This window comes from Pseudomonas fluorescens (genome assembly GCF_902498195.1).
Taxonomy (GTDB): domain Bacteria; phylum Pseudomonadota; class Gammaproteobacteria; order Pseudomonadales; family Pseudomonadaceae; genus Aquipseudomonas; species Aquipseudomonas fluorescens_BU.
On the sequence record NZ_CABVIY010000002.1, the window covers coordinates 585,517 to 610,924 of the forward strand.

Sequence of the window (25,408 nt, forward strand, 5' to 3'; positions counted from 1 at the left end):
ATTCACAGGCCCGTGCGACGATGGTGCAACGGTCAGCGGGCAGTCTAAGCGGCTAATATGGCACTTCAATGCTGTCGATTGTCCGGGAACCACGCTTTATGCAAACCGCTTATACCGTCCTGATCCTGCTCATGCTGGTCGGCGTTTCGCGTCTGATCGGACGGGTGATTCCTCTGCCGTTACCGTTGGTGCAGATTGCCGCTGGCGCCTTGCTTGCCTGGCCGACGCTCGGCCTGCATGTGGCGCTTGACCCCGAGTTGTTTCTGTTTCTGTTCCTGCCGCCGCTGTTGTTTTCCGATGGCTGGCGCATGCCCAAGCGCGAATTCTGGCGCTTGCGCGGGCCGATACTGACGCTGGCGGTGGGGTTGGTGCTGTTCACGGTGGTGGGGGCCGGGTATTTCATTCACTGGTTATTGCCGAGTATCCCGCTGCCGGTCGCCTTTGCCCTGGCGGCGGTGCTGTCGCCCACGGACGCCGTGGCGGTGTCGGCGATCTCGCAGAACCGTTTGCCGACCCCCTTGATGCACATGCTGCAAGGCGAGGCGTTGATGAACGATGCCTCGGGCCTGGTGACGTTCAAGTTTGCCCTGGTAGCGGCGGTGACCGGTGTGTTTTCGCTGGCCAATGCCAGCGTGACATTTGTGCTGGTGGCGGTCGGCGGGCTGGCCATTGGCGTGGCCTTGAGCTGGCTGGTCGGGCGCATGCGGTCATGGATGATTGCCCGTGGCTGGGATGACCCGGCCACTCACGTGGTGTTCATGTTATTGCTGCCGTTTGCCGCCTACGTACTGGCCGAGCGCGTGGGCGCGTCAGGCATTCTGTCGGCGGTGGCAGCGGGAATGATGCAGAGCTGGCTCGATCTGCTGCCGCGCCAGACTAATACTCGCCTGCTCAATCGCAGCGTCTGGTCGCTGCTGGAATTCGCCTTCAACGGCTTGATCTTCCTGCTGTTGGGCTTGCAATTGCCGGACATCATCAAAGCCGTGGCCAGCCATGAAGACTCGTTGTGGCCGACGCTGCTTTACCGCTGTTTCGACGTGGCACTGATTTTCCTGGTGTTGCTGGTGCTGCGGTTTGTCTGGGTGCAAAGCATCTGGCGCCTGTCCATTTATGTACGGCGCTGGCGCGGCAAGGACGAAATAACCCGGGTGCCGAGCGCGCGCTCCTGCTGGCTGTTGACCGTCGGTGGCGTGCGAGGCGCGGTCACCCTGGCGGGTGTGATGTCGGTGCCGATGCTCATGGGCGCCAGCGCGTTTCCCGAGCGCGACCTGCTGATTTTCATCGCCGCCGGGGTGATCCTGCTGTCGTTGATTGCCGCGTGCATCGCCTTGCCCTTACTGCTGCGGGGCATCGAGAAAAGCCCCGACGACAAGCGCCGCAACGAAGTGCGCGACGCCTGGCGCAAGACCGCCGAGGCGGCCATTCATGCGCTGGAAACCGAGGAGGTCAGTCCGCAGGACGCCGCCGAGGCCGCGCTGGCAGCCGAACTCAAGGCGCGGATCATGTCCGAGTATCGGCATCAGCTGGAGGTGTTCAACGACTCCGCCGAAGCCCAGGCCCTGGCGTTCCAGATGGATTTGCTGGAGCGACGCTTGCGACTGAAGGCGCTGCGGGCGCAACGTCTGGAGCTGTACAGCCTCAGCCGTCAGCACCAGATTGGTGATGACGTGTTGCGCGAGGTGTTGGGGGAGCTGGATTTGAGCGAGGCCAAGCTAGGTCAGGTGAAATAACCCTGGTCCTTGTAGGAGCTGCCGCAGGCTGCGATCTTTTGCTCTTGCCCTTGAAAATCAAAAGATCGCAGCCTGCGGCAGCTCCTACGCAGAGCGGTTATTGGCGGCGCTGGATGAAATCGCGAATCCGCTCGGCGGCTTCAACGCACTCGGCCAGCGGTGCAACCAATGCCATGCGCACGCGCCCGGCGCCCGGGTTGACGCCATCGACATCACGCGACAGGTAGGAGCCCGGCACCACGGTCACGTGCTCCTGCTCGAACAGGTCGCGGCAGAAGGCCGCGTCATCACCGGCCACGTTCGGCCACAGGTAGAAGCTGCCATCCGGGCGCTGCACGTCCAGCACCGGGCTGAGAATTTCCAGAACCGCGTCGAATTTCTCGCGATACAGCGCCCGGTTGGCGCGCACGTGTACTTCGTCGTTCCACGCGGCCACGCTGGCCAGTTGCGTCTGAACCGGCATCGCACAGCCGTGATAAGTGCGGTACAGCAGGAAACCCTTGAGGATATCCGCATCACCGGCGACAAAGCCGGAGCGCAGGCCCGGCAGGTTGGAACGCTTGGACAGGCTGTGGAACACCACGCAACGCTTGAAGTCCTTGCGCCCCAGTTCCGCGCAGGCGCTAAGCAGGCCGGGCGGCGGGGTTTGTTCGTCGAAATACAGTTCGCTGTAGCACTCGTCCGCGGCAATCACGAAGTCATGTTCGTCAGCCAGGGCGATCAGCTTTTTCAGGGTCTCGGCCGGGATCAGCGCACCGGTCGGGTTGCCTGGCGAGCACAGGAACAGGATCTGGCAGCGTTTCCAGATGTCCGGCGACACCGCATCGAAATCCGGGTTGAAGCCGTTTTCATCCAGGCAGGGCAGGTAATGCGGCTTGGCGCCGGCGAGGAACGCCGCGCCTTCGTAGATCTGATAGAACGGATTCGGGCTGACCACCAAGGCGTCATCGCCCCGGTTGACCACGGTCTGGGTGAAGGCGAACAGCGCTTCGCGGGTGCCGTTGACCGGCAGCACGTTGCGCGCCGGGTCGATCCAGCCATTGGGCACACCGAAACGACGCTCACACCAGGCGGCAATGGCTTCACGCAGCGCCGGGATACCCAGGGTGGTCGGATAAACGGCCATCTGATCCAGATTGCTGGCCAGGGCTTCGGCGACGAAGCTCGGCGAACGGTGTTTCGGCTCGCCGATGGACAACGCGATAGGGCGCTTGTCCGGGTTCGGCGTGACGCTGCCGAGCAGGGCACGGAGTTTCTCGAACGGGTAGGGCTGGAGCTGGGACAGAGCGTTGTTCATGAGGGGTCTCGTTCAATGTAGGAGCGGCGGTGCGACGTTTCGACTTGCTCGCGAAAGCGGTGCGTCAGTTACGAATGTGTTGACTGACACACCGCTTTCGCGAGCAAGCCCGCTCCCACAGGGGGAATATGTTGATTCAGATACTGATGCGCGACAACTTGATATCGGGTTCCTGGTTAACGCTCAATTGCTGGACGATCGCATCCTGCAGGCGACTGCACAGCAGCGGGTCGGACAGCGGCTGGTTGTGGGCGTCGGTGATGAAGAACACGTCTTCCACGCGCTCGCCGAGGGTGGCGATCTTGGCGTTCTGCAGCGACAGGTCGAATTCCAGGAAAATCGTTCCGATCCGCGCCAGCAGGCCAGGGCGGTCGGGTGCCGTGAGCTCCAGCACGGTGACCGGACGCTGCGCGTCGTTGTGGATCGTCACCTGCGGTGCAAAGGCGAAATGCTTGAGCTGGCGCGGCACCCGGCGCTGGATGATCGTCGGGTAGTCGTCCGGATTGCGCAGGGCTTCGGTCAGGCCGTCGCGGATCTGCTTGACCCGTGCCGGGTTATCGCCGATCGAGTCGCCGTCGGTGTCGAGCACAATGTAGGTGTCGAGGGTGAACTGGCTGCTGGAGGTGATGACCCGGGCGTCATGGATGTTCAGGTTGAGCTGGTCCATCGCGGCCACGGTCACGGCGAAGAAGTCGTGCTGGTCCGGCGCATAGATGAAGATCTGCGTGCCACCCTCGAATTCCCGTTGCGTGGTTTCCTTGATCAGCACCAGCGGCCCGCCGTCGGCCGGTTGCTGGAGGATCGCGTCAGTGTGCCAGGCGACATCGCCGGCGGTGTGGCGCAGGAAATAATCATCGCCGAGCTGCGCCCACAATTGCTCGACATCGTCCGGATCGGTGCCACCGCGCACCAGGATGTCCAGGGCCGCGCTCTGGGTCTGGCGGATTTGCTCTTCGCGGTCCACCGGGTTTTCCAGGCCACGGCGCAGCGCGCGCTTGGTCTCGGTGTAGAGCTGGCGCAACAGGCTGGCGCGCCAGGAGTTCCACAGCGTCGGGTTGGTGGCGTTGATATCGGCGACCGTCAGTACGTACAGGTAGTCGAGGTGGGTTTCGTCACCGACGATCTGCGCGAAATCATGGATCACCTGCGGGTCGGACAGGTCCTTGCGCTGGGCGGTGGTCGACATCAACAGATGGTTCTGCACCAGCCAGACGATCAGGCGGCTGTCCCACGCGGGAAGCTGGTGGCGCTGGCAGAAAGCCTCGGCATCCACGGCACCGATTTCCGAATGATCGCCATGCCGGCCCTTGCCGATGTCGTGGTACAGGCCGGCCAGGTAGATCAACTCGGGTTTAGGCAGCTTGCCCATGAGCTTGCTGGCCAGCGGGAATTTTTCCGAGACCTGGGTGTACTGCAATTTGCGCAGGTGTTTGATCAGGTTCAGGGTGTGTGCATCGACCGTATAGATGTGGAACAGGTCGTGCTGCATCTGCCCGACAATAAACCCAAACTCCGGCAGGTAACGCCCGAGGATGCCGTAGCGGTTCATCCGGCGCAGGTTGCGGTGGATGCCGATCTTGCACTTGAACAGCTCGATAAACAGGCTGGTATTGCGGATGTCGTTGCGGAAATCATCGTCGATCAGGTGACGGTTTTCCCGCAGCAGGCGAATGGTGTCGGCGCGCACGCCTTTGATTTCCGGCTGCTGGGCCATCAGCACGAAGATTTCCAGCATGGCGAACGGGGTGCGGCGGAACACGTTGTCGTTGCGCGCCTCGATGTAACCGTCGTGCAGCTGGAATCGCGAGTTGATCGGCTGCGGCGCCGCCTCGTCTTCCGGGGCGAGGATGACTTCTTCGAAGTGCTGGATGATCAGGTCGCTGAGCTGGGCGATGCTCATGACGACCCGGTAATACTGCTGCATGAAATTTTCGACGGCTTGCTTGGCATCGTCGCCCTCGAACCCCAGCAGCTTGGCGATGGTGCGCTGGTGATCGAACAGCAGGCGGTCTTCGGAGCGTCCGGCGAGCATGTGCAGGGCGTAACGCACTTTCCACAGGAACTCCTGGGAAGACGCCAGCAGGGCGTTTTCGCTCTCCACCAGGAAGCCTTCGCCCGCCAATGCCCGCAGGTTCAGGGTGCCGTACTCGCGACGGGCCACCCAGAGAATCGTCTGGATGTCGCGCAGGCCTCCCGGCGAGCCCTTGACGTTGGGTTCCAGGTTGTATTCGGTGTCATTGTATTTGTGGTGCCGGGCCTTCTGCTCGGCGCGCTTGGCCAGGAAGAAGTCCTTGCTCGGCCACATGTGCGCCGTGCTGGTGACATCCAGCATGCGCTGGCGCAGGTGTTCCGGACCGGTAATGGTCCGGCTTTCCATCAGGTTGGTCACCACCGTCAGGTCGGCGCGGGCCTCGACGGCGCATTCGTCGACCGACCGTACGCTCTGGCCGACCTCCAGGCCGATGTCCCACAACAGCGTCAGGAAGCGCTCGATGGAATCGCGGAAGACTTCATGGTCGGCGCTGTCCAGGAGGATCAGCAGGTCGATGTCGGAATAAGGATGCAGCTCGCCGCGCCCGTAGCCACCGACCGCCACCAGCGCGATATCGGCGTCTTCACTCCAGTTGAACTGGTCCCAGGCCTTTTGCAGGATGTTATCGACGAACCAGGCACGATCCTCGATCAGCCGGCGAATGTCCCGGCCGTTGCGAAAGCGCGTATCAAGCACTTCGCGGGCCTGGCGGATCGCCTTCTTGAAGGCCGCGATAGGGCTTGCCTTCAGGGCCAGTTCAGCCTGGAACTGGCCGCGGTCGAAGAGTTCGGGATCCACCTGCGGCATCGATTGGCTTTCCTATCTATAAGGCTGTGAGCGGTGCGGTCGTCAGGCCGATACGCGCGCGATGGTGTCGTCGCTGCGCAAGGTGAAGATCTCGTATCCGGTCTCGGTGACCAGCAGGGTATGTTCCCACTGCGCCGACAGCTTGCGGTCCTTGGTGATCGCGGTCCAGCCGTCGCCCAGCACCTTGGTGTCGGCACGGCCCTGGTTGATCATCGGTTCGATGGTGAAGGTCATGCCGGCCTTCAGTTCCATGCCGGTGCCAGCGCGGCCGTAGTGCAGGATCTGCGGCTCTTCGTGGAAGACTTTGCCGATGCCGTGGCCGCAGAATTCGCGAACCACCGAGAAACCGTTCTTCTCGGCATGCTTCTGGATGATTTCACCGATGTCGCCGAGGCGGCAGCCAGGCTTGACGATTTCGATCGCCTTGTACATGCATTCCTGGGTCACTTGCGACAGGCGCTCGGCCCAGACCGGCACGGTACCGACGTGGAACATGCGGCTGGTATCGCCGTGGTAACCGTCCTTGATGACGGTGACGTCGATGTTCAGGGTGTCGCCATCCTTCAGCGGCTTATCGTTCGGGATGCCGTGGCAGACCACGTGGTTGATCGAGGTGCAGATCGACTTCGGGTAGCCCTTGTAGTTGAGCGGGGCAGGGATGGCTTTCTGCTCGTTGACGATATAGTCGTGGCAGATCTGGTTCAGTTGATCAGTGGTGACGCCCGGTTTGACATGTTCGGCAATCATTTCCAGCACATCGGCGGCCAGTTTGCCGGCGATGCGCATTTTTGCGATGTCCTCGGGGGTTTTGAGGGTGACGGTCATACAGGCTCTCTCTGCGCTCGACGGCGCTTCACAAAACGGAATGGGCATTGCGCACACGAACTGCGCAGCCCTTAAAATCGCGATTCTAACAGACGATCAGCGCAAATCCGCGCCTCTGTGCATCGCTTCTCTCTATAGGATGGTGCATTCTGGGCGGATTCCAAGGGCTGGCAGGCCACACATGTCAGGATTTCAGATTCCGGGTTCCGTTTTGCCCGACCCTGTGGTATAAAATGCGCCGCTTTCCGGGGATGCCCCGTAAAGCCTAAATCCACACACGTGTCGACACGATGACCTGGGTGCCTTCAGCTGATGCTGCTGGTTGGTCATTGGGATACGTGGAGGCCAAACCCGACTTATTAAGGAACTATCATGTCCCAAGTCAACATGCGCGATATGCTGAAGGCCGGTGTGCACTTCGGTCACCAGACCCGTTACTGGAACCCGAAAATGGGTAAATACATTTTCGGCGCGCGTAACAAGATCCACATCATCAACCTTGAAAAAACCCTGCCAATGTTCAACGAAGCTCTGACTTTCGTAGAGCGTCTGGCCCAGGGCAAAAACAAGATTCTGTTCGTCGGCACCAAGCGTTCCGCTGGCAAGATCGTTGCTGAAGAAGCAGCACGTTGCGGTTCGCCGTACGTCGATCACCGCTGGTTGGGCGGCATGCTGACCAACTTCAAGACCATCCGTGCTTCCATCAAGCGTCTGCGTGACCTTGAAGTACAAGCCGAAGACGGTACTTTCGCCAAGCTGACCAAGAAAGAAGCGCTGATGCGCTCCCGTGACCTGGAAAAGCTGGATCGTTCGCTGGGTGGTATCAAGGACATGGGCGGTCTGCCAGACGCTCTGTTCGTTATCGACGTTGATCACGAGCGCATCGCGATCACCGAAGCCAACAAGCTGGGCATCCCGGTTATCGGCGTAGTCGATACCAATAGCAGCCCGGAAGGCGTTGACTACATCATCCCAGGCAACGATGACGCAATCCGCGCTATCCAGCTGTACATGGGTTCGATGGCTGACGCTGTTATCCGTGGTCGCAACAACGTTTCCGGCGGCACCGAAGTTTTCGTTGAAGAAGCTCCGGCAGCTGCAGCTGAGTAATTAACGCCCTGGCGTTGACTCAGTAAGCAAAAAGGGGGCTTGGCCCCCTTTTTGCCACCTCGAAAACCATTTGTCGGCGCCCACTGCCTTATCTGTAACGTGCGGCAGCTAACAAAGGTGGTTCGGGAAGAATTGAACGCCCGTTCGATCGGGTGGAATGGTTGATAACCTATCCAAGAGGAATTTTGAAATGGCAGAGATTACTGCAGCGTTGGTCAAAGAACTGCGCGAGCGTACCGGCGAAGGCATGATGGACTGCAAAAAGGCCTTGACCAAGGCTGGCGGCGACATCGAGAAAGCCATTGATGACATGCGCGCTTCGGGCGCCATCAAGGCTGCCAAGAAAGCCGGCAACGTTGCCGCTGAAGGCGCAATCGCCATCAAGGCCGACGACAAGTCCGCCGTCCTGCTGGAAGTGAACTCGCAGACCGACTTCCTGGCTCTGCAAGACGACTTCAAGAACTTCGTTGCTGAAAGCGTTGAGCAAGCCTTCGCCGAGAAGCTGACTGACGCAGCTCCGCTGATCGCTTCTCGCGAATCGGCTCGTGAAGCCCTGGTGGCCAAAGTTGGCGAAAACGTCAACATCCGTCGCCTGGTTCGCGTTGAAGGCGACGTGGTTGGCACTTACCTGCACGGTAACAAGATCGGTGTTGCTGTTGTCCTGAAGGGCGGCGACGTCCAACTGGCCAAGGAAATCGCCATGCACGTGGCGGCAAGCAACCCTGAGTTCCTGCTGCCATCGCAGGTTTCGCCAGAAGCCATCGAGCGCGAGAAGGGCGTCTTCCTGACGCTTAACGAAGACAAGATGAAAGGCAAGCCAGCAGAAATCGTCGAGAAGATGATTGCTGGTCGTATCACCAAGTTCCTGGCCGAAGCCAGCCTGGTTGAGCAAGCTTTCGTGATGAACCCGGAAATCACCGTTGGTGCCCTGGCCAAGAAAGCCGGCGCTGAAATCGTTTCCTTCACCTACTTCAAGGTTGGCGAAGGCATCGAGAAGCCAGTTGACAACTTCGCTGAAGAAGTTGCTGCACAACTGGCCGCTGCCAAGCAATAAGACGGTTTTTTAACTGTCGCCCTGAAGAGGCTGCCCGCTCACGCGCGCAGCCTCTTTTCAGATGGGTTACCAATTTTTAATTGGTTTCCGTTTGGAACTGGCTTACAAAGCCATGTTCCGATGGCGCTGAAGCAGCGCCAAGCTAGAGTGAACGCCAGCTGAAAACAGCTCGCAAAGATTTTTTAAAATACGCCGCAGGAGAGATTCGCAATGGCTCAGCAGGGCAGTGGTTATCAGGCTCGCTATAAACGCATTCTACTCAAACTTAGCGGCGAGGCCCTGATGGGCTCGGAAGAGTTCGGGATCGATCCGAAGGTTCTGGATCGCATGGCACTGGAAGTCGGCCAGCTGGTCGGCATTGGTGTCCAGGTCGGCCTGGTGATCGGTGGCGGTAACCTGTTCCGCGGCGAGGCACTGAGCAAGGCCGGCATGGATCGGGTCACTGGCGACCACATGGGCATGCTGGCCACTGTGATGAACGCCCTGGCCATGCGCGATGCGCTGGAACGTGCCAATATCTCCGCCATCGTGATGTCGGCCATTTCCATGGTGGGTGTGACCGATCACTACGATCGCCGCAAGGCCATGCGCCACCTGAACTCCAAGGACGTGGTGATTTTCGCCGCCGGTACGGGCAACCCGTTCTTCACCACGGACTCGGCTGCCTGCCTGCGTGCAATTGAAATCGACGCTGATGTCGTGCTCAAGGCAACCAAGGTCGATGGTGTCTACACCGCTGACCCGTTCAAAGACCCGCATGCCGAGAAGTTCGATCATCTGACCTACGATGAAGTGCTGGATCGCAAGCTGGGTGTGATGGACCTGACCGCTATTTGCCTGTGCCGCGACCATAAAATGCCGCTGCGCGTATTTAACATGAACAAGCCCGGCGCCCTGCTGAACATCGTGCATGGCGGCGCTGAAGGGACCCTGATCGAGGAAGGCCAACAATGATCAACGAAATCAAGAAAGACGCTCAAGAGCGCATGCAGAAATCCGTGGAATCGCTGGCGCACAACTTCGGCCGCATTCGTACCGGCCAGGCGCACCCAAGCATTCTGGAAGGCGTGATGGTGCCGTACTACGGCTCCGACACCCCGATCAAGCAAGTGGCGAACATCACCGTCAAGGACGCCCGTACCCTGCAAGTCGTTGCTTTCGAACGCAACATGCTGGGCGCCGTCGACAAGGCCATCGGCAGTGCCGGCCTGAACCTCAACCCGACGAACCTGGGCGAGTTGCTGCTGATCTCCATGCCGGCCCTGACCGAAGAAACCCGCAAGGGCTTCACCAAGCAGGCACGCGATGTGGCTGAAGACGCTCGTGTTGCGGTGCGCAACATCCGTCGTGATGCCAACAGCCAGCTCAAGGATCTGGTCAAGGAGAAGGAAATCAGCGAAGACGAAGAGCGTCGTGCTACTGGCGAAATCGATGATTTGACCAAAAAGTTCGTGGCTAAAATCGACGCGGACCTGGCGCAGAAAGAAAAAGACCTGATGGCCGTATAAGGGTCACGTGTTAATGGACAAGACCAAGCAGACTGCGCCGTCCGCGGTGCCGCGCCATGTCGCGATCATCATGGATGGCAATAATCGCTGGGCGAAAAAACGCTTTATGCCGGGTGTCGCCGGGCATAAAGCGGGTGTGGATGCAGTTCGTGCGGTCATCGAGGTGTGTGCCGAGTCCGGGGTCGAGGTATTGACCCTGTTCGCGTTCTCCAGTGAAAACTGGCAACGCCCGGCCGATGAGGTCAGTGCCTTGATGGACCTGTTCTTCAAGGCATTGCGTCGCGAGGCCAAGCGCCTGAACGACAACAACATCTGTTTGCGCATCATTGGCGATCGTTCGCGTTTTCACCCGGAGCTTCAGGCTGCCATGCGCGAAGCCGAGGCCATGACCGCCGGCGCCAATCGCTTCGTCCTGCAGATCGCCGCCAACTACGGCGGTCAGTGGGATATCGCGCAAGCCGCCCAGCGGCTGGCGCGGGAAGTCCAGGCCGGGCATCTGCGTCCGGAGGACATCACGCCGGACCTGCTGCAAACCTGCCTGGCCACCGGCGATCTGCCGCTGCCGGACCTGTGCATCCGTACCGGTGGCGAGCATCGCATCAGCAACTTCCTGCTCTGGCAGCTCGCGTATGCCGAGTTGTACTTCTCCGACCTGTTCTGGCCGGACTTCAAACACGACGCCATGCGCAACGCGCTGGCCGATTTCGCATCTCGCCAGCGCCGCTTCGGTAAAACGAGCGAGCAGGTCGAGGCTGGAGCCCGGGTTTAATGCTTAAACAACGAATCATCACCGCGCTGATCCTGCTGCCGATTGCCCTGTGCGGGTTTTTCCTGCTCGAGGGTTCGGGCTTTGCACTGTTCATCGGGCTGGTTGTGACACTGGGTGCCTGGGAGTGGGCGCGTCTGGCGGGCTTCACGTCCCAGTCGATGCGCGTGGGCTATGCCGCTGTCGTCGCGTTGATGCTGTTTGTCATGCACATCCTGCCCGGCCTTGCGCCTTGGGTGTTGGGGGCTTCCGTGCTCTGGTGGGGCATTGCGACCTACCTGGTGCTGACGTATCCACGCTCCAGCGAGCACTGGGCGAGTGCCGCCTGCAAGCTGGTGATCGGCCTGTTGATCCTGTTGCCTGCCTGGCAAGGCCTGGTGCAGATCAAGCAATACCCGCTCGGCAACTGGTTGATCATGGCGGTGATGGTGCTTGTATGGGGCGCCGATATTGGCGCGTATTTCTCCGGCCGGGCCTTCGGCAAGCGCAAGCTGGCGCCGCAGGTCAGTCCCGGCAAGAGCTGGGAAGGGGTCTACGGTGGCCTGGTCCTGAGCCTGGTCATCACCGTCATCGTCGGGTTTGTCCGTGACTGGACCGTTGCCGAGTTGTTCAAGGGGTTGATCGGTGCGGCCGTGATCGTGTTCATCTCGGTCGTGGGCGACCTCACCGAAAGCATGTTCAAGCGTCAGTCGGGGATCAAGGACAGCAGCAATCTGCTGCCGGGTCACGGCGGTGTGCTGGACCGTATCGACAGCCTGACCGCGGCGATTCCCGTATTTGCCGTTCTCCTGTGGATGGCTGCACCATGAGCCGCCCACAACAGATCACCGTGCTGGGGGCGACCGGTTCGATCGGTCTGAGCACCCTCGACGTCATCGCGCGCCATCCCGAGCGTTACCAGGTCTTCGCCTTGAGCGGTTTCACCCGTTTAAGTGAATTGCTGGCGCTCTGCATCAAGCACGCCCCACGCTTTGCCGTCGTGCCCGAAGTCGGCGCCGCCCGTAATTTGCAGGATGATCTGCATGCCGCCGGCCTGTCGACCCGCGTGCTGGTGGGGGAGGAGGGCCTGTGCCAGGTCGCCGCCGATCCGGAAGTCGATGCGGTCATGGCGGCCATCGTGGGCGCGGCGGGTTTGCGTCCGACCCTGGCGGCCGTGGAGGCAGGCAAGAAAATCCTCCTGGCCAATAAAGAAGCGCTGGTCATGTCCGGCGCATTATTCATGCAAGCCGTGCGCAAGAGCGGCTCGGTGTTGCTGCCGATCGACAGTGAGCACAACGCGATTTTCCAGTGCATGCCACGGGATTTTGCCCGCGGGCTTGGCGCGGTCGGTGTGCGCCGGATTTTGCTGACGGCTTCTGGCGGTCCGTTCCGGCAGACGCCCATGGCGGAACTGGCCCATGTATCGCCGGAGCAGGCCTGTGCTCACCCGAACTGGTCCATGGGGCGCAAGATTTCGGTGGATTCGGCCAGCATGATGAACAAAGGGCTTGAGTTGATCGAGGCCTGCTGGCTGTTTGATGCCAAGCCGTCCCAGGTCGAAGTGGTGATTCATCCGCAAAGTGTGATTCATTCGCTGGTCGACTACATCGATGGCTCGGTTTTGGCTCAATTGGGTAACCCGGACATGCGCACGCCCATCGCCAACGCACTGGCATGGCCAGAGCGAATTGATTCGGGTGTGCCGCCACTGGATCTGTTCGCCGTCGCGCGCCTGGACTTCCAGGCACCGGATGAAGAGCGTTTTCCGTGCCTGCGTCTTGCGCGGCAGGCTGCCGAGGCGGGTAACAGTGCCCCGGCCATGCTGAACGCGGCGAATGAGGTCGCTGTTGCGGCGTTTCTCGACGGACGGGTTCGTTACCCGGAAATCGCGAGTATCATCGAAGAAACATTGAATCTTGAGCCCGTGGTGGCAGTGGATGATCTCGAGGCGGTGTTCACGGCGGACGCGAAAGCGCGTGTGCTGGCCGAACAATGGTTGAGTCGTCACGGGCGGTAAAGTGCTGCAATGCGTTGGCCCATGCGGCACCGGACAGGTATGCGGAGAAAGTAGATGAGCGCCCTCTATATGATTGTCGGCACCCTGGTGGCTTTGGGCGTGCTGGTTACCTTCCACGAGTTCGGCCACTTCTGGGTCGCGCGTCGCTGTGGGGTCAAGGTGCTGCGTTTCTCCGTAGGCTTTGGCATGCCGCTGCTGCGCTGGCACGACAAGCAGGGCACTGAGTTCGTCGTGGCTGCCATTCCGCTGGGTGGCTACGTGAAGATGCTCGATGAGCGTGAAGGCGAAGTACCGCTTGATCAGCTCGATCAATCCTTCAATCGCAAGTCGGTTCGTCAGCGCATCGCCATCGTGGCCGCCGGGCCGATTGCCAACTTTCTATTAGCGCTGGGGTTTTTCTGGGTGTTGGCCATGCTCGGCAGCGAGCAGGTGCGCCCGGTCATCGGTGCCGTAGAGTCCGGCAGCATTGCCGCCAAAGCGGGTCTGGGCGCGGGTCAGGAAATTATCTCGATCGACGGCGAACCAACTTCCGGCTGGGCGGCGGTAAATCTGCAGCTGGTGCGTCGCCTGGGTGAGAGCGGTTCGCTGCAGGTGTCGGTCCGCGAGCAAGGCTCCACCATCGATTCGCCCCGCGAGCTGGCGCTGGACAAGTGGCTCAAGGGGGCCGACGAGCCGGATCCGATTCGCTCGCTGGGTATTCGCCCTTGGCGTCCGGCGCTGCCACCGGTGTTGGCCGAGCTGGATCCCAAAGGACCGGCGCAGGCAGCCGGGCTGAAGATGGGGGACCGTCTGCTGGCTCTCGACGGCAAGTCGCTGGATGACTGGCAGCAAGTGGTCGATACCGTTCGTATGCGCCCTGATACCAAAATCATGCTGCGGGTCGAGCGCGACGGTGCTCAAATCGACGTCCCTGTCACGCTGGCGGCACGCGGCGAGAAAAAGGCGCCGAGTGGCTACCTGGGGGCTGGGGTGAAGGCGGTCGATTGGCCGCCGGAGATGATTCGCGAGGTCAGCTACGGTCCTTTGGCTGCAATTGGAGAGGGGGCTCGACGTACCTGGACCATGAGCGTGCTGACCCTCGATTCACTGAAGAAAATGTTGTTCGGCGAGCTCTCGGTAAAAAACTTGAGTGGACCGATAACCATTGCTAAAGTGGCGGGCGCTTCGGCCCAGTCGGGTGTCGCTGATTTCCTGAATTTCCTTGCTTATCTGAGTATTAGCCTGGGGGTTCTGAATTTGTTGCCCATTCCTGTGCTGGATGGGGGGCATTTGTTGTTTTATCTGATCGAGTGGGCGCGTGGTCGTCCCTTGTCGGATCGGGTGCAAGGTTGGGGGATACAGATCGGTATCAGTTTGGTGGTCGGAGTGATGTTGCTCGCTCTGGTCAATGATCTAGGCCGTCTGTAACGTCGCTGAATTGCGAATCTGCCGCATTTTGCGGCAGTTTGTTTATTGCCAGTTGGAATAAGAAAGGACTTCATGAAACGTCTGCTGCTAACTGCGGTTCTCACCGTATTGATGATCGCCGAAGTTCACGCCGAGTCCTTCACTATCTCTGATATTCGCGTCAATGGCCTCCAGCGGGTCTCCGCGGGTAGCGTCTTTGGTGCTTTGCCGTTGAACGTCGGTGAACAGGCGGATGATCGTCGCCTGGTGGAATCCACTCGTGCGCTGTTCAAAACCGGTTTCTTTCAAGATATCCAGCTGGGCCGCGATGGCAACGTCCTTGTCATCACGGTGGTCGAGCGTCCGTCGGTTGCAAGTATCGAGATCGAGGGTAACAAGGCGATCTCCACTGAAGACCTGATGAAAGGCCTCAAGCAATCCGGTCTGGCCGAAGGCGAGATCTTCCAGCGTGCCACCCTCGAAGGCGTACGTAACGAGCTGCAACGCCAGTACGTTGCCCAGGGCCGCTACTCGGCAACCGTCGACACCGAAGTGGTGCCGCAGCCGCGCAACCGCGTCGGCTTGAAGGTCAACATCAACGAAGGCACCGTTGCGGCTATCCAGCACATCAACGTGGTGGGCAACACGGTCTTCCCCGATGAAGACCTGATCGACCTGTTCGAGCTCAAGACGACCAACTGGCTGTCGTTCTTCAAGAACGATGACAAATATGCACGTGAAAAACTCTCCGGTGACCTGGAGCGTCTGCGTTCCTACTACCTGGACCGTGGCTATATCAACATGGATATCGCTTCGACCCAGGTGTCCATCACCCCGGACAAGAAGCACGTCTACATCACCGTCAACATCAACGAAGGCGACAAGTACACCGTTCGTGACGTCAAGCTGAGCGGTGACCTGAAAGTCCCTGAAGACCAGGTCAAGTCCCTGTTGCTGGTGCAGAAAGGCCAGGTGTTCTCGCGCAAGCTGATGACCACCACGTCCGAGCTGATCACCCGTCGCCTGGGCAACGAGGGTTACACCTTTGCCAACGTCAACGGCGTGCCACAGCCCCATGACGAAGATCACACCGTAGACATCACTTTCGCGGTCGATCCGGGCAAGCGTGCCTACGTGAACCGCATCAACTTCCGTGGCAACACCAAGTCGGAAGACGAAGTGCTGCGTCGTGAAATGCGTCAGATGGAAGGTGGCTGGGCTTCGACCTACCTGATCGACCAGTCCAAGACCCGTCTTGAACGCCTGGGCTTCTTCAAGGAGGTCAACGTCGAGACCCCGGCCGTACCGGGTGTCGACGACCAGGTCGATGTGAACTACAGCGTGGAAGAACAAGCGTCCGGCTCGATTACCGCCAGCGTCGGTTTCGCCCAGAGCGCCGGTCTGATCCTCGGTGGTTCGATCACCCAGAACAACTTCCTCGGTACCGGTAACAAGGTCAGCATCGGTTTGACCCGCAGCGAATACCAGAGTCGTTACAACTTCGGTTATGTCGACCCCTACTGGACCGCTGATGGCGTGAGCCTGGGATACAACGCGTTCTATCGCACCACCGACTACGATGACCTCGATGTCGACGTGGCCAGCTACTCCGTAGACAGCCTGGGTGCGGGTGCAAGCGTTGGTTACCCGATCAGCGAGACTTCGCGCCTGACCTTCGGCCTGACGGTTCAGCAGGACGAGATCAAGACCGGTGTCTATACCGTTGACGAGATTTTCGACTTCGTGAACAAGGAAGGCGACAAGTACCTGAACTTCAAGGCTTCGGCCGGCTGGTCCGAGTCCACCCTGAACAAGGGCGTGCTCGCGACGCGTGGTCATTCCCAGAGCCTCGTGCTGGAAACCACGACGCCGGGCAGCGACCTGTCGTTCTTCAAGCTTGATTACCGTGGCCAGTTGTTCCAGCCGCTGAGCGACAACTACACCATGCGCCTGCACACCGAACTGGGTTATGGCGATGGCTACGGTTCGACCGATGGCTTGCCATTCTACGAAAACTACTATGCTGGTGGTTTCAACTCGGTTCGTGGCTTCAAGGACAGCACTTTGGGTCCTCGCAGTACGCCAAGTACCGGTAAAAACCCAGGCACTGCGGTGGACCCCGACCAGGATCCACTGCCGTTCGGTGGTAACGTCCTGATCCAGGGTGGTGTAGAGGTTCTGTTCCCTCTGCCGTTCGTCAAGGATCAGCGTTCCCTGCGCACGTCGGTATTCTGGGATGTGGGTAACGTGTTCGACTCCTCGTGCTCGGACACTACAAACGCCGATGGCACGAAGTCCAACACCAAGTGCAACGACATCAGCTTGAGCAACATGGCAAGTTCCGTCGGTGTGGGTGTGACCTGGGTCACCGCACTGGGTCCTCTGAGTTTTGCGTTGGCCATGCCGATCAAGAAACCGGATGACGCTGAAACTCAAGTGTTCCAATTTTCCCTCGGCCAGACGTTCTAAGCGTCTGACCCAAGATAACGACAATGGATTTTGTAGGAGTGCATCGTGCGTAAGTTGACTCAATTGGTTCTGCTGGCTTCCGTACTGGTAGCAGGCCCGGCATTTGCCGACATGAAAATTGCCGTTCTGAACTATCAGATGGCCCTGCTGGAATCCGATGCGGCCAAGAAATACGCCGTGGATGCCGAGAAAAAGTTCGGTCCTCAACTGACCAAGCTCAAGACGCTGGAAAGCAGCGCCAAGGGTATTCAGGATCGCCTTATGGCCGGTGGCGACAAGATGCAGCAAGGCGAGCGTGAGCGCCTGGAGCTTGAATTCAAGCAAAAGGCGCGTGATTTCCAGTTCCAGTCCAAGGAACTGAACGAAGCCAAAGCCGTTGCCGACCGTGAAATGCTGAAGCAGCTCAAGCCAAAACTGGACAGCGCTGTGGAAGAAGTCATCAAGAAAGGTGCTTTTGACCTGGTCTTCGAGCGTGGCGCAGTGATTGATGTCAAGCCTCAATACGACATCACTCGCCAGGTTATCGAGCGCATGAATCAGCTGAAGTAATCCATGACAGCGACCATTAAGCTCGGCCAATTGGCCGAGTTCCTCGGGGCCACCCTGCGTGGTGACCCGGAGAAAGTAATCACTGGGCTAGCCACCTTGCAGGAGGCTGGCCCAGTTCAGTTGAGCTTTCTCGCAAACCCCCAATACCGAAAGTACCTGGCCGGCAGCCAGGCGGCAGCCTTGTTGCTCAAAGCCGCTGACGCCGAAGCTTTTGCCGGAAACGTACTGGTGGTGCCTGATCCGTATGCGGCCTACGCCCGTGTTTCCCACCTGTTCGATCCCAAGCCCAAGGCGGCCGTCGGTATCCATCCAACCGCAGTGATTGCGGCGGACGCGGTGGTTGACCCTGCGGCGAGCATCGGTGCCTTTGTGGTCATCGAAAGCGGGGCGCGAGTGGATGCCGGCACGACCATTGGCGCGCATTGCTTCATCGGCGCCCGCAGCATGATTGGCGAAGGTGGCTGGCTTGCACCGCGCGTCACCCTGTATCACGACGTGCGCGTCGGCAAGCGGGTGGTGATTCAATCCGGTGCCGTGCTCGGTGGCGAAGGCTTCGGATTCGCCAACGAGAAGGGCATCTGGCAGAAAATTGCCCAGATCGGCGGTGTGCTGGTCGGCGACGACGTTGAAATCGGTGTGAACACGGCCATCGACCGTGGTGCGCTGGCCGATACCATCATTGGCAATGGCGTGAAGCTCGACAACCAGATTCAGATCGCCCATAACGTTCAGGTGGGTGATCACACGGCCATGGCGGCCTGCGTGGGCATTTCCGGCAGCACCAAGATCGGCAAGCATTGCATGCTCGCCGGTGGCGTAGGGCTGGTGGGGCATATCGACATTTGCGACAACGTTTTCATCACCGGGATGACCATGGTGACCCACTCGATCACCGAGCCGGGCGCCTATTCTTCCGGTACGGCGATGCAGCCGGCAGCCGAGTGGCGCAAAAGCGCGGCACGTATCCGTCAGCTCGATGACATCGCGCGACGTTTGCGACAGCTTGAAAAGCAGGTAGGGGACGTGACCCCTGGCGGTAATGCTTCATCAGATGGCTGATACCATTTCCATATCAAGTGTGCACAGCCGCTAGACTGCGTCCTTGATTTGCTAGAGGGGTGCGCGTCAATCGCGCACTCCCAATCTTTACATAGGCTTCCCCCCGAAATGATGGACATCAACGAGATTCGCGAATACCTGCCTCACCGTTACCCGTTCCTGCTGGTGGACCGGGTCGTGGATCTGGATGTGGAAGGCAAGCGCATTCGCGCCTACAAGAATGTCAGCATCAACGAACCGTTCTTCAATGGTCACTTTCCCGCGCATCCAATCATGCCGGGCGTGCTGATCATCGAAGCGATGGCTCAGGCTGCCGGGATCCTGGGTTTCAAGATGCTCGACGTGAAACCGGCCGACGGCACCCTTTACTACTTCGTCGGTTCCGACAAGCTGCGCTTCCGCCAGCCCGTGTTGCCGGGCGACCAGCTGATCCTCGAAGCCAAGTTCCTGAGCTGCAAGCGCCAGATCTGGAAGTTCGAGTGCCAGGCGTCGGTCGATGGCAAGCCGGTCTGCTCTGCTGAAATCATCTGCGCGGAACGCAAACTATGAGTTTGATTGACCCTCGCGCAATCATCGATCCGGCAGCCGTCCTGGCTGACGGTGTCGAGGTCGGCCCGTGGTCGATCGTCGGCGCAGGTGTGGAAATCGGCGAGGGAACGGTCATCGGGCCGCACGTGATTCTCAAAGGCCCGACCCGAATCGGTAAGTACAACCGCATCTACCAGTTTTCCTCGGTAGGCGAGGACACGCCGGATCTGAAATACAAGGGCGAGGAAACACGCCTGGTGATCGGTGACCACAACGTCATCCGCGAAGGCGTGACGATTCACCGTGGGACGGTCCAGGACCGTTCGGAAACGACCCTGGGCGATCACAACCTGATCATGGCCTATGCGCACATCGGTCACGACAGCGTCATCGGCAACCACTGCATCCTGGTCAACAACACGGCGCTTGCCGGCCATGTGCACGTGGAAGACTGGGCCATCCTGTCCGGTTTTACCCTGGTTCACCAGTATTGCCACATTGGTGCCCACAGCTTTTCCGGCATGGGGACTGCAATAGGCAAGGACGTTCCTGCCTACGTCACGGTGTTCGGTAACCCGGCCGAAGCCCGCAGCATGAACTTCGAGGGCATGCGCCGTCGTGGTTTCAGCGAAGACGCCATCCACGCCCTGCGTCGCGCCTACAAGGTGGTCTACCGCCAGGGCCTGACGGTTGAGCAGGCGCTCGCCGAACTGGCCGAATCTTCGGCGCAGTTTCCGGAAGTGGCGGTCTTCCGTGATTCCATCCAGTCTTCGACCCGTGGCATCACCCGATAATCATGGCCAATCTGCGTATTGCGCTGGTGGCGGGTGAGGCTTCCGGCGACATTCTCGGCGCGGGCCTCATGCGCGCGCTCAAGGCCCGTCATCCGGCGATCGAGTTCATCGGTGTCGGCGGTCCGTTGATGCAGGCTGAAGGCCTGACGTCCTACTTTCCGATGGAGCGTCTGTCGGTCATGGGCCTGGTCGAAGTGCTGGGCCGGCTGCGCGAGTTGCTGGCACGCCGCAAGAAGCTGGTGGCCGACCTGATTGCCGCGAAGCCGGATGTGTTCATCGGTATCGATGCACCGGACTTCAATCTCAACATCGAACTCAAGCTGCGTCAGGCCGGGATCAAGACCGTGCATTACGTCAGCCCGTCGGTCTGGGCCTGGCGGCAGAAGCGGGTGCTGAAGATTCGCGAAGGTTGCGACCTGATGCTCACGCTGTTTCCGTTCGAAGCGAAATTCTACGAAGAGAAGGGCGTACCGGTGCGGTTTGTCGGGCATTCCCTGGCCGATGCGATTCCGCTCGAAGCCGATCGCGCCGCCGCACGCGCCGAGCTTGGCTTGCCTGACGGGCCCCTCGTCGCGTTGATGCCGGGCAGTCGCGGCGGCGAAGTCGGACGCCTCGGTGCGCTGTTCCTCGATACCGCGCAACGCCTGCGGGCCATGCGCCCCGGCGTACGGTTCGTCATGCCATGCGCCAGTCCCGAGCGCCGTGTGCAGCTTGAAGAAATGCTCGCCGGTCGTGATCTGCCGCTGACCCTGCTCGATGGCAAATCCCATTTGGCCCTGGCCGCCTGCGACGCCGTGTTGATTGCCTCCGGAACCGCAACGCTGGAAGCCCTGCTGTACAAGCGGCCCATGGTGGTCGCTTATCGCCTGGCACCGCTGACGTTCTGGATCCTCAAGCGCATGGTGAAAAGCCCGTACGTGTCCTTGCCGAACCTGCTGGCCCAGCGCTTGCTGGTGCCTGAGCTGCTACAGGACGACGCGACCGTCGAGGCGCTGGCCCAGACCTTGTCGCCGCTGATCGAGGATGGCCAGGAACAGACCCGCGGTTTCGACGAAATCCACCGTACCTTGCGTCTGGATGCCTCCAACCAGGCGGCGGATGCGGTACTGAACCTGATCGGCCAAGTACAATGAGTAAAAAAAGCATGCAGATGGGGCTGGATTTCACCTTGGTCGCTGAAGTCGAAGAGTTGGTTGCCGGTGTTGATGAAGTCGGTCGCGGCCCGCTCTGTGGCGCCGTCGTGACCGCCGCGGTGATCCTGGATCCGAATCGCCCGATCCTTGGCCTGAACGATTCGAAGAAGCTCACCGAAGCCCGCCGTGAAAAGCTCTACGACGAAATCTGTGAAAAAGCCCTGAGCTGGTGCATTGCCCGCGCGGAAGTCGAAGAAATCGACGAGCTGAATATCCTGCATGCCACCATGCTGGCCATGCAGCGCGCCGTGGCCGGACTGCACATCCAGCCCAAGCTGGCGATGATCGACGGTAACCGCTGCCCGAAACTGCCGATGCGTGCTGAAGCCGTGGTTAAAGGCGACAGCAAGGTCCCCGCCATCGCGGCCGCGTCGATTCTGGCAAAGGTCAGCCGTGATCGTGAAATGTCTGCTTTCGAATTGATCTATCCGGGTTACGGCATCGGCGGCCACAAAGGCTACCCGACCCCCGTTCATCTGGAAGCCCTCGCCCGTCTTGGCCCAACGCCTATTCACCGGCGCTCGTTTGCCCCGGTACGCCTCGCTTACGAGGCGCGGGAAGGCTTGATCGAGAGTTAGTCGCGAGGCTGATTTTTTTTACCAAGGCCCGGTACAATCCGGGCCTCTTTGTCTCCATGTTTACAGACAGGATCAATATGCCGGCTTCATTCGTTCACCTACGCCTGCACACTGAATACTCCCTGGTCGATGGTCTGGTGCGGATCAAGCCGCTGGTCAAGACCCTGGTTGGCATGAACATGCCTGCCGTCGCGGTCACCGACCAGAACAACATGTGTTCCCTGGTCAAGTTCTATAAAAATGCCATGGGCGCGGGGATCAAGCCGATCTGCGGCGCTGACCTGTGGCTGTCGAACAAGGATCCGGATAACGCGTTGAGCCGGATCAGTCTGCTGGTGATGAATGCCGAAGGCTATCGCAATCTCACCGAATTGATTTCTCGCGGTTTCATCGACGGCCAGCGCAATGGCGCGATCATCATCGAGCGTGAATGGGTGGCCGAAGCCAACAACGGCTTGATCATGCTGTCGGCTGCGAAAGAGGGTGAGATCGGCCAGGCCATGCTCAGCGGCAACCCGGACGAAGCCGAAGCCCTGGCGCGCGAATGGATGGCGGTGTTCCCCGACCGTTTCTATCTGGAAATCCAGCGCACCAACCGTCCCAACGATGAAGAGCAACTGCACGGCGCCGTGGCCCTGGCCGACAAGATCGGCGCGCCGCTGGTCGCGACCAACGATGTGCGTTTCATCAAGCAGGAAGATTTCGCCGCCCACGAAACCCGCGTGTGCATCGGTGAGGGCCGCGCCCTCGACGATCCGCGGCGCTCTAAGAATTACAGCGATCAGCAATACCTCAAAAGCGCCGAGGAAATGGCCGAGCTGTTCAGCGACATCCCCGAAGCGCTGGAAAATACCGTCGAGATTGCCAAGCGCTGCAACATCGAAGTGAAGCTGGGCACGCACTTCCTGCCCAACTTCCCGATTCCCGATGGCATGACCATTGATGAGTATTTCCGCAAGGTGTCGTTCGAAGGGCTTGAGGAGCGTCTTAGCGTTCTGTTGCCCAAGGACACCACCGAAGACTACGAAGCCAAGCGTCAGGTCTACGTCGATCGGCTGAATTTCGAGCTGGATATCATCATCCAGATGGGCTTCCCCGGTTACTTCCTGATCGTGATGGACTTTATCCAGTGGGCCAAGAACAACGGCGTGCCGGTAGGCCCGGGCCGTGGGTCGGGTGCCGGTTCGCTGGTGGCCTATGTGCAGAAGATCACCGATCTCGACCCCCTGGAATACGACCTGCTGTTCGAGCGTTTCCTTAACCCGGAACGGGTCTCCATGCCCGACTTCGACGTCGACTTCTGCATGGACGGTCGCGACCGGGTGATCGACTACGTGGCCGAGAAATACGGCCGCAATGCGGTAAGCCAAATCATCACCTTCGGTTCCATGGCGGCCAAGGCTGTGGTCCGGGACGTGGCGCGGGTGCAGGGCAAGTCCTACGGCCTGGCGGATCGTCTGTCGAAGATGATTCCGTTCGAAGTCGGCATGACCCTGGAAAAGGCCTACGAGCAGGAAGAGATCCTGCGCGACTTCATCAAGGTCGATGAAGAGGCTGCGGAAATCTGGGAAATGGCCCGCAAGCTCGAAGGCGTTGTGCGTAACGTCGGTAAGCACGCCGGTGGTGTAGTTATCGCGCCGACCAAGCTCACCGACTTCTCGCCGATCTATTGCGACGAAGCGGGCGATGGCCTGGTAACCCAGTTCGACAAGGACGACGTTGAAGCGGCCGGCCTGGTGAAGTTCGACTTCCTCGGTCTGCGGACCCTGACGATCATCGACTGGGCGCTGAAAACCATTAACCGCGATCGCGCCAAGGTCAACGAGCCACCGCTCGACATCGCGTTCATCCCGCTGGACGACAAGCCGACTTACACACTGCTGCAAAAAGCCGAAACCACAGCGGTGTTCCAGCTCGAATCCCGCGGCATGAAGGAGCTGATCAAAAAGCTCAAGCCCGACTGCCTGGAAGACTTGATCGCACTGGTGGCACTGTTCCGTCCCGGCCCGCTGCAATCGGGCATGGTGGACGACTTCATCAACCGTAAGCACGGTCGCGCCGAACTGGCGTACCCGCACTCGGACTACCAGTACGAAGGCCTCAAACCGGTATTGGCACCGACTTACGGCATCATCCTGTATCAGGAACAGGTGATGCAGATCGCCCAGGTCATGGCCGGCTACACCCTCGGCGGCGCGGACATGCTGCGTCGAGCCATGGGTAAGAAAAAACCCGAGGAAATGGCCAAGCAGCGCGGCGGTTTCATTGAAGGTTGCGCCACCAACAACATCGACGCGGACCTGGCCGGTAACATTTTCGACCTGGTGGAAAAATTCGCCGGTTACGGCTTCAACAAATCCCACTCCGCCGCCTATGGCCTGGTGTCGTACCAGACCGCGTGGCTCAAGGCGCACTACCCGGCGCCGTTTATGGCGGCGGTACTCTCGGCGGATATGCACAACACCGACAAGGTCGTGACCTTGATCGAAGAAGTGCGCACCATGAAGTTGCGTCTCGACGCGCCGGACGTGAACACCTCGGAGTTCAAGTTCACGGTGAACGACGAAGGCCGGATCATTTACGGCCTCGGCGCGATCAAAGGCGTGGGTGAGGGGCCGGTCGAGGCGATCACCGAGGCGCGCCTGGACGGTCCGTTCAAGGATCTGTTCGACTTCTGCGCCCGTGTCGACCTCAAGCGCATCAACAAGCGGACCCTCGACGGCTTGATCCGCAGCGGTGCGCTGGATCGCCTGGGGCCGTACTTCCACGACGAGCCGAAAGCCTATCAGGCCAATATCGACCGCAACCGCGCGGTCTTGCTGACGGCAATGGAAGAGGCGATCAAGGCGGCCGAGCAGACCGCCCGGACCCACGACAGTGGTCACGCCGACCTGTTTGGCGGTCTGTTCGTCGAAGCGGATGCCGACGTCTACGCCAATCACCGCAAGGCCAAGGAGCTGACCCTCAAGGAGCGGCTCAAGGGCGAAAAAGACACCCTGGGCCTGTACCTCACCGGGCATCCGATCGACGAATACGAAGGTGAAATCCGCCGTTTCGCCCGCCAGCGCATCATCGACCTGAAACCGGCGCGTGATACCCAGACCGTGGCCGGCATGATCATCGCCCTGCGGGTGATGAAGAACAAAAAGGGCGACAAGATGGGGTTTATCACCCTTGACGACCGCTCGGGCCGGATCGAAGCGTCGCTGTTTGCCGATGCGTTCCATTCCGCCCAGTCGCTGTTGCAGACCGATGCGATGGTGGTGGTCGAAGGCGAAGTCAGCAACGACGACTTCTCCGGTGGCCTGCGGTTGCGGGTCAAGCGGGTGATGAGCATGGAGGACGCACGCACCAACCTGGCCGAAAGCCTGCGCCTGAAGGTCCAGACCCAGGATCTCAAGGGCGATCAGCTACGCTGGTTGGGCGACTTGTTCAAGCGTCATCGCGGTGCGTGCCCGATCACCATGGAGTACACCAGCCCCGATGCGAAGGCCTTGCTGCAGTTCGGCGAAGGCTGGCGAATCGATCCGGCGGATGCGTTGATTCAAGCCCTGCGTGACCAGTTCGGGCGAGACAACGTCTTCCTCCAATACCGTTGACGGTGAGGTGGCATTAGGCTTCCTTCTCCGCGACCCAAATTTTTAATCTCGACCTGAACGCGCCTCTCCCTTAAGGTAGGGCGCGAATAGACAACCGGCCGGCCCAAGCTCTCTTGGACGTCGACCCA

Annotated in this window: 20 protein-coding genes; 17 read left to right on the top strand and 3 right to left on the bottom strand. The window is 60.0% G+C overall.

Going from position 1 to position 25,408, the window contains the following annotated elements; all coding sequences use genetic code 11:
• Positions 1 to 98: 98 nt before the first annotated feature.
• On the top strand, positions 99 to 1,730 hold the full coding sequence (locus F8N66_RS08090; RefSeq protein WP_150769686.1) for a Na+/H+ antiporter: 1,632 nt from the start codon (positions 99 to 101) through the stop codon (positions 1,728 to 1,730).
• Positions 1,731 to 1,827: 97 nt separating this feature from the next.
• Here F8N66_RS08090 and dapC read toward each other — a convergent pair whose 3' ends face one another.
• From dapC to map, 3 genes are all read right to left on the bottom strand, one after another.
• A complete protein-coding gene (dapC, locus tag F8N66_RS08095; protein WP_150769687.1) occupies positions 1,828 to 3,027 on the bottom strand; it encodes a succinyldiaminopimelate transaminase in 1,200 nt (399 codons plus the stop codon).
• Positions 3,028 to 3,163: 136 nt separating this feature from the next.
• A complete protein-coding gene (locus F8N66_RS08100; RefSeq protein WP_150769688.1) occupies positions 3,164 to 5,866 on the bottom strand; it encodes a [protein-PII] uridylyltransferase in 2,703 nt (900 codons plus the stop codon).
• Positions 5,867 to 5,908: 42 nt separating this feature from the next.
• Positions 5,909 to 6,691 carry a type I methionyl aminopeptidase gene (gene map, locus F8N66_RS08105; RefSeq protein WP_077044296.1) on the bottom strand — a complete coding sequence of 261 codons (783 nt, stop codon included), beginning with the start codon at positions 6,689 to 6,691 and terminating at the stop codon, positions 5,909 to 5,911.
• Positions 6,692 to 7,063: 372 nt separating this feature from the next.
• On the opposite strand from map, the gene rpsB reads away from it, so the two are divergent.
• The 16 genes from rpsB to dnaE all read left to right on the top strand — a co-directional run bounded on the left by rpsB (position 7,064) and on the right by dnaE (position 25,280).
• Positions 7,064 to 7,801, top strand: coding sequence for a 30S ribosomal protein S2 (gene rpsB / locus F8N66_RS08110; protein WP_060541028.1), 738 nt, complete (start codon positions 7,064 to 7,066; stop codon positions 7,799 to 7,801).
• A 190-nt stretch (positions 7,802 to 7,991) separates the two neighbouring features.
• Positions 7,992 to 8,855: a translation elongation factor Ts gene (gene tsf, locus F8N66_RS08115; RefSeq protein WP_150769689.1), complete on the top strand. Its 864-nt coding sequence runs from the start codon at positions 7,992 to 7,994 to the stop codon at positions 8,853 to 8,855.
• A 210-nt stretch (positions 8,856 to 9,065) separates the two neighbouring features.
• Positions 9,066 to 9,809: a UMP kinase gene (gene pyrH / locus F8N66_RS08120; RefSeq protein ID WP_003222124.1), complete on the top strand. Its 744-nt coding sequence runs from the start codon at positions 9,066 to 9,068 to the stop codon at positions 9,807 to 9,809.
• Positions 9,806 to 10,363 (top strand): ribosome recycling factor, encoded by a 558-nt coding sequence (gene frr / locus F8N66_RS08125; RefSeq protein WP_008000041.1) that lies wholly within the window; start codon positions 9,806 to 9,808, stop codon positions 10,361 to 10,363. Before pyrH ends, frr begins: the two co-directional genes overlap by 4 nt.
• Positions 10,364 to 10,376: 13 nt before the next feature.
• Positions 10,377 to 11,132 carry a polyprenyl diphosphate synthase gene (gene uppS / locus F8N66_RS08130; RefSeq protein WP_150769690.1) on the top strand — a complete coding sequence of 252 codons (756 nt, stop codon included), beginning with the start codon at positions 10,377 to 10,379 and terminating at the stop codon, positions 11,130 to 11,132.
• Entirely contained in the window at positions 11,132 to 11,938 is an 807-nt protein-coding gene (locus tag F8N66_RS08135; protein ID WP_150769691.1) for a phosphatidate cytidylyltransferase, read from the top strand. Before uppS ends, F8N66_RS08135 begins: the two co-directional genes overlap by 1 nt.
• Positions 11,935 to 13,125, top strand: coding sequence for a 1-deoxy-D-xylulose-5-phosphate reductoisomerase (gene ispC / locus F8N66_RS08140; protein ID WP_150769692.1), 1,191 nt, complete (start codon positions 11,935 to 11,937; stop codon positions 13,123 to 13,125). The genes F8N66_RS08135 and ispC overlap by 4 nt, the downstream gene beginning before the upstream one ends.
• A 54-nt stretch (positions 13,126 to 13,179) precedes the next feature.
• The gene (rseP, locus tag F8N66_RS08145) at positions 13,180 to 14,532 is read left to right on the top strand and encodes a sigma E protease regulator RseP (protein WP_150769693.1); all 1,353 of its coding nucleotides are present in this window, start codon (positions 13,180 to 13,182) and stop codon (positions 14,530 to 14,532) included.
• Between the two features lie 72 nt (positions 14,533 to 14,604).
• Positions 14,605 to 16,980, top strand: coding sequence for an outer membrane protein assembly factor BamA (bamA, locus tag F8N66_RS08150; protein ID WP_150769694.1), 2,376 nt, complete (start codon positions 14,605 to 14,607; stop codon positions 16,978 to 16,980).
• A 45-nt stretch (positions 16,981 to 17,025) separates the two neighbouring features.
• Positions 17,026 to 17,529 carry an OmpH family outer membrane protein gene (locus tag F8N66_RS08155; RefSeq protein WP_007990260.1) on the top strand — a complete coding sequence of 168 codons (504 nt, stop codon included), beginning with the start codon at positions 17,026 to 17,028 and terminating at the stop codon, positions 17,527 to 17,529.
• 3 nt (positions 17,530 to 17,532) lie between these two features.
• Positions 17,533 to 18,588: a UDP-3-O-(3-hydroxymyristoyl)glucosamine N-acyltransferase gene (lpxD, locus tag F8N66_RS08160; protein ID WP_150769695.1), complete on the top strand. Its 1,056-nt coding sequence runs from the start codon at positions 17,533 to 17,535 to the stop codon at positions 18,586 to 18,588.
• Between the two features lie 108 nt (positions 18,589 to 18,696).
• Positions 18,697 to 19,137, top strand: a complete 441-nt coding sequence (gene fabZ, locus F8N66_RS08165; protein ID WP_007907157.1) for a 3-hydroxyacyl-ACP dehydratase FabZ — start codon at positions 18,697 to 18,699, stop codon at positions 19,135 to 19,137.
• The gene (lpxA, locus tag F8N66_RS08170) at positions 19,134 to 19,910 is read left to right on the top strand and encodes an acyl-ACP--UDP-N-acetylglucosamine O-acyltransferase (protein ID WP_150769696.1); all 777 of its coding nucleotides are present in this window, start codon (positions 19,134 to 19,136) and stop codon (positions 19,908 to 19,910) included. Before fabZ ends, lpxA begins: the two co-directional genes overlap by 4 nt.
• Positions 19,911 to 19,912: 2 nt before the next feature.
• Positions 19,913 to 21,043, top strand: a complete 1,131-nt coding sequence (gene lpxB / locus F8N66_RS08175; protein WP_150769697.1) for a lipid-A-disaccharide synthase — start codon at positions 19,913 to 19,915, stop codon at positions 21,041 to 21,043.
• 11 nt (positions 21,044 to 21,054) lie between these two features.
• Entirely contained in the window at positions 21,055 to 21,681 is a 627-nt protein-coding gene (gene rnhB, locus F8N66_RS08180; protein ID WP_150770155.1) for a ribonuclease HII, read from the top strand.
• 77 nt (positions 21,682 to 21,758) lie between these two features.
• The gene (dnaE, locus tag F8N66_RS08185) at positions 21,759 to 25,280 is read left to right on the top strand and encodes a DNA polymerase III subunit alpha (RefSeq protein ID WP_150769698.1); all 3,522 of its coding nucleotides are present in this window, start codon (positions 21,759 to 21,761) and stop codon (positions 25,278 to 25,280) included.
• Positions 25,281 to 25,408: the final 128 nt, after the last annotated feature.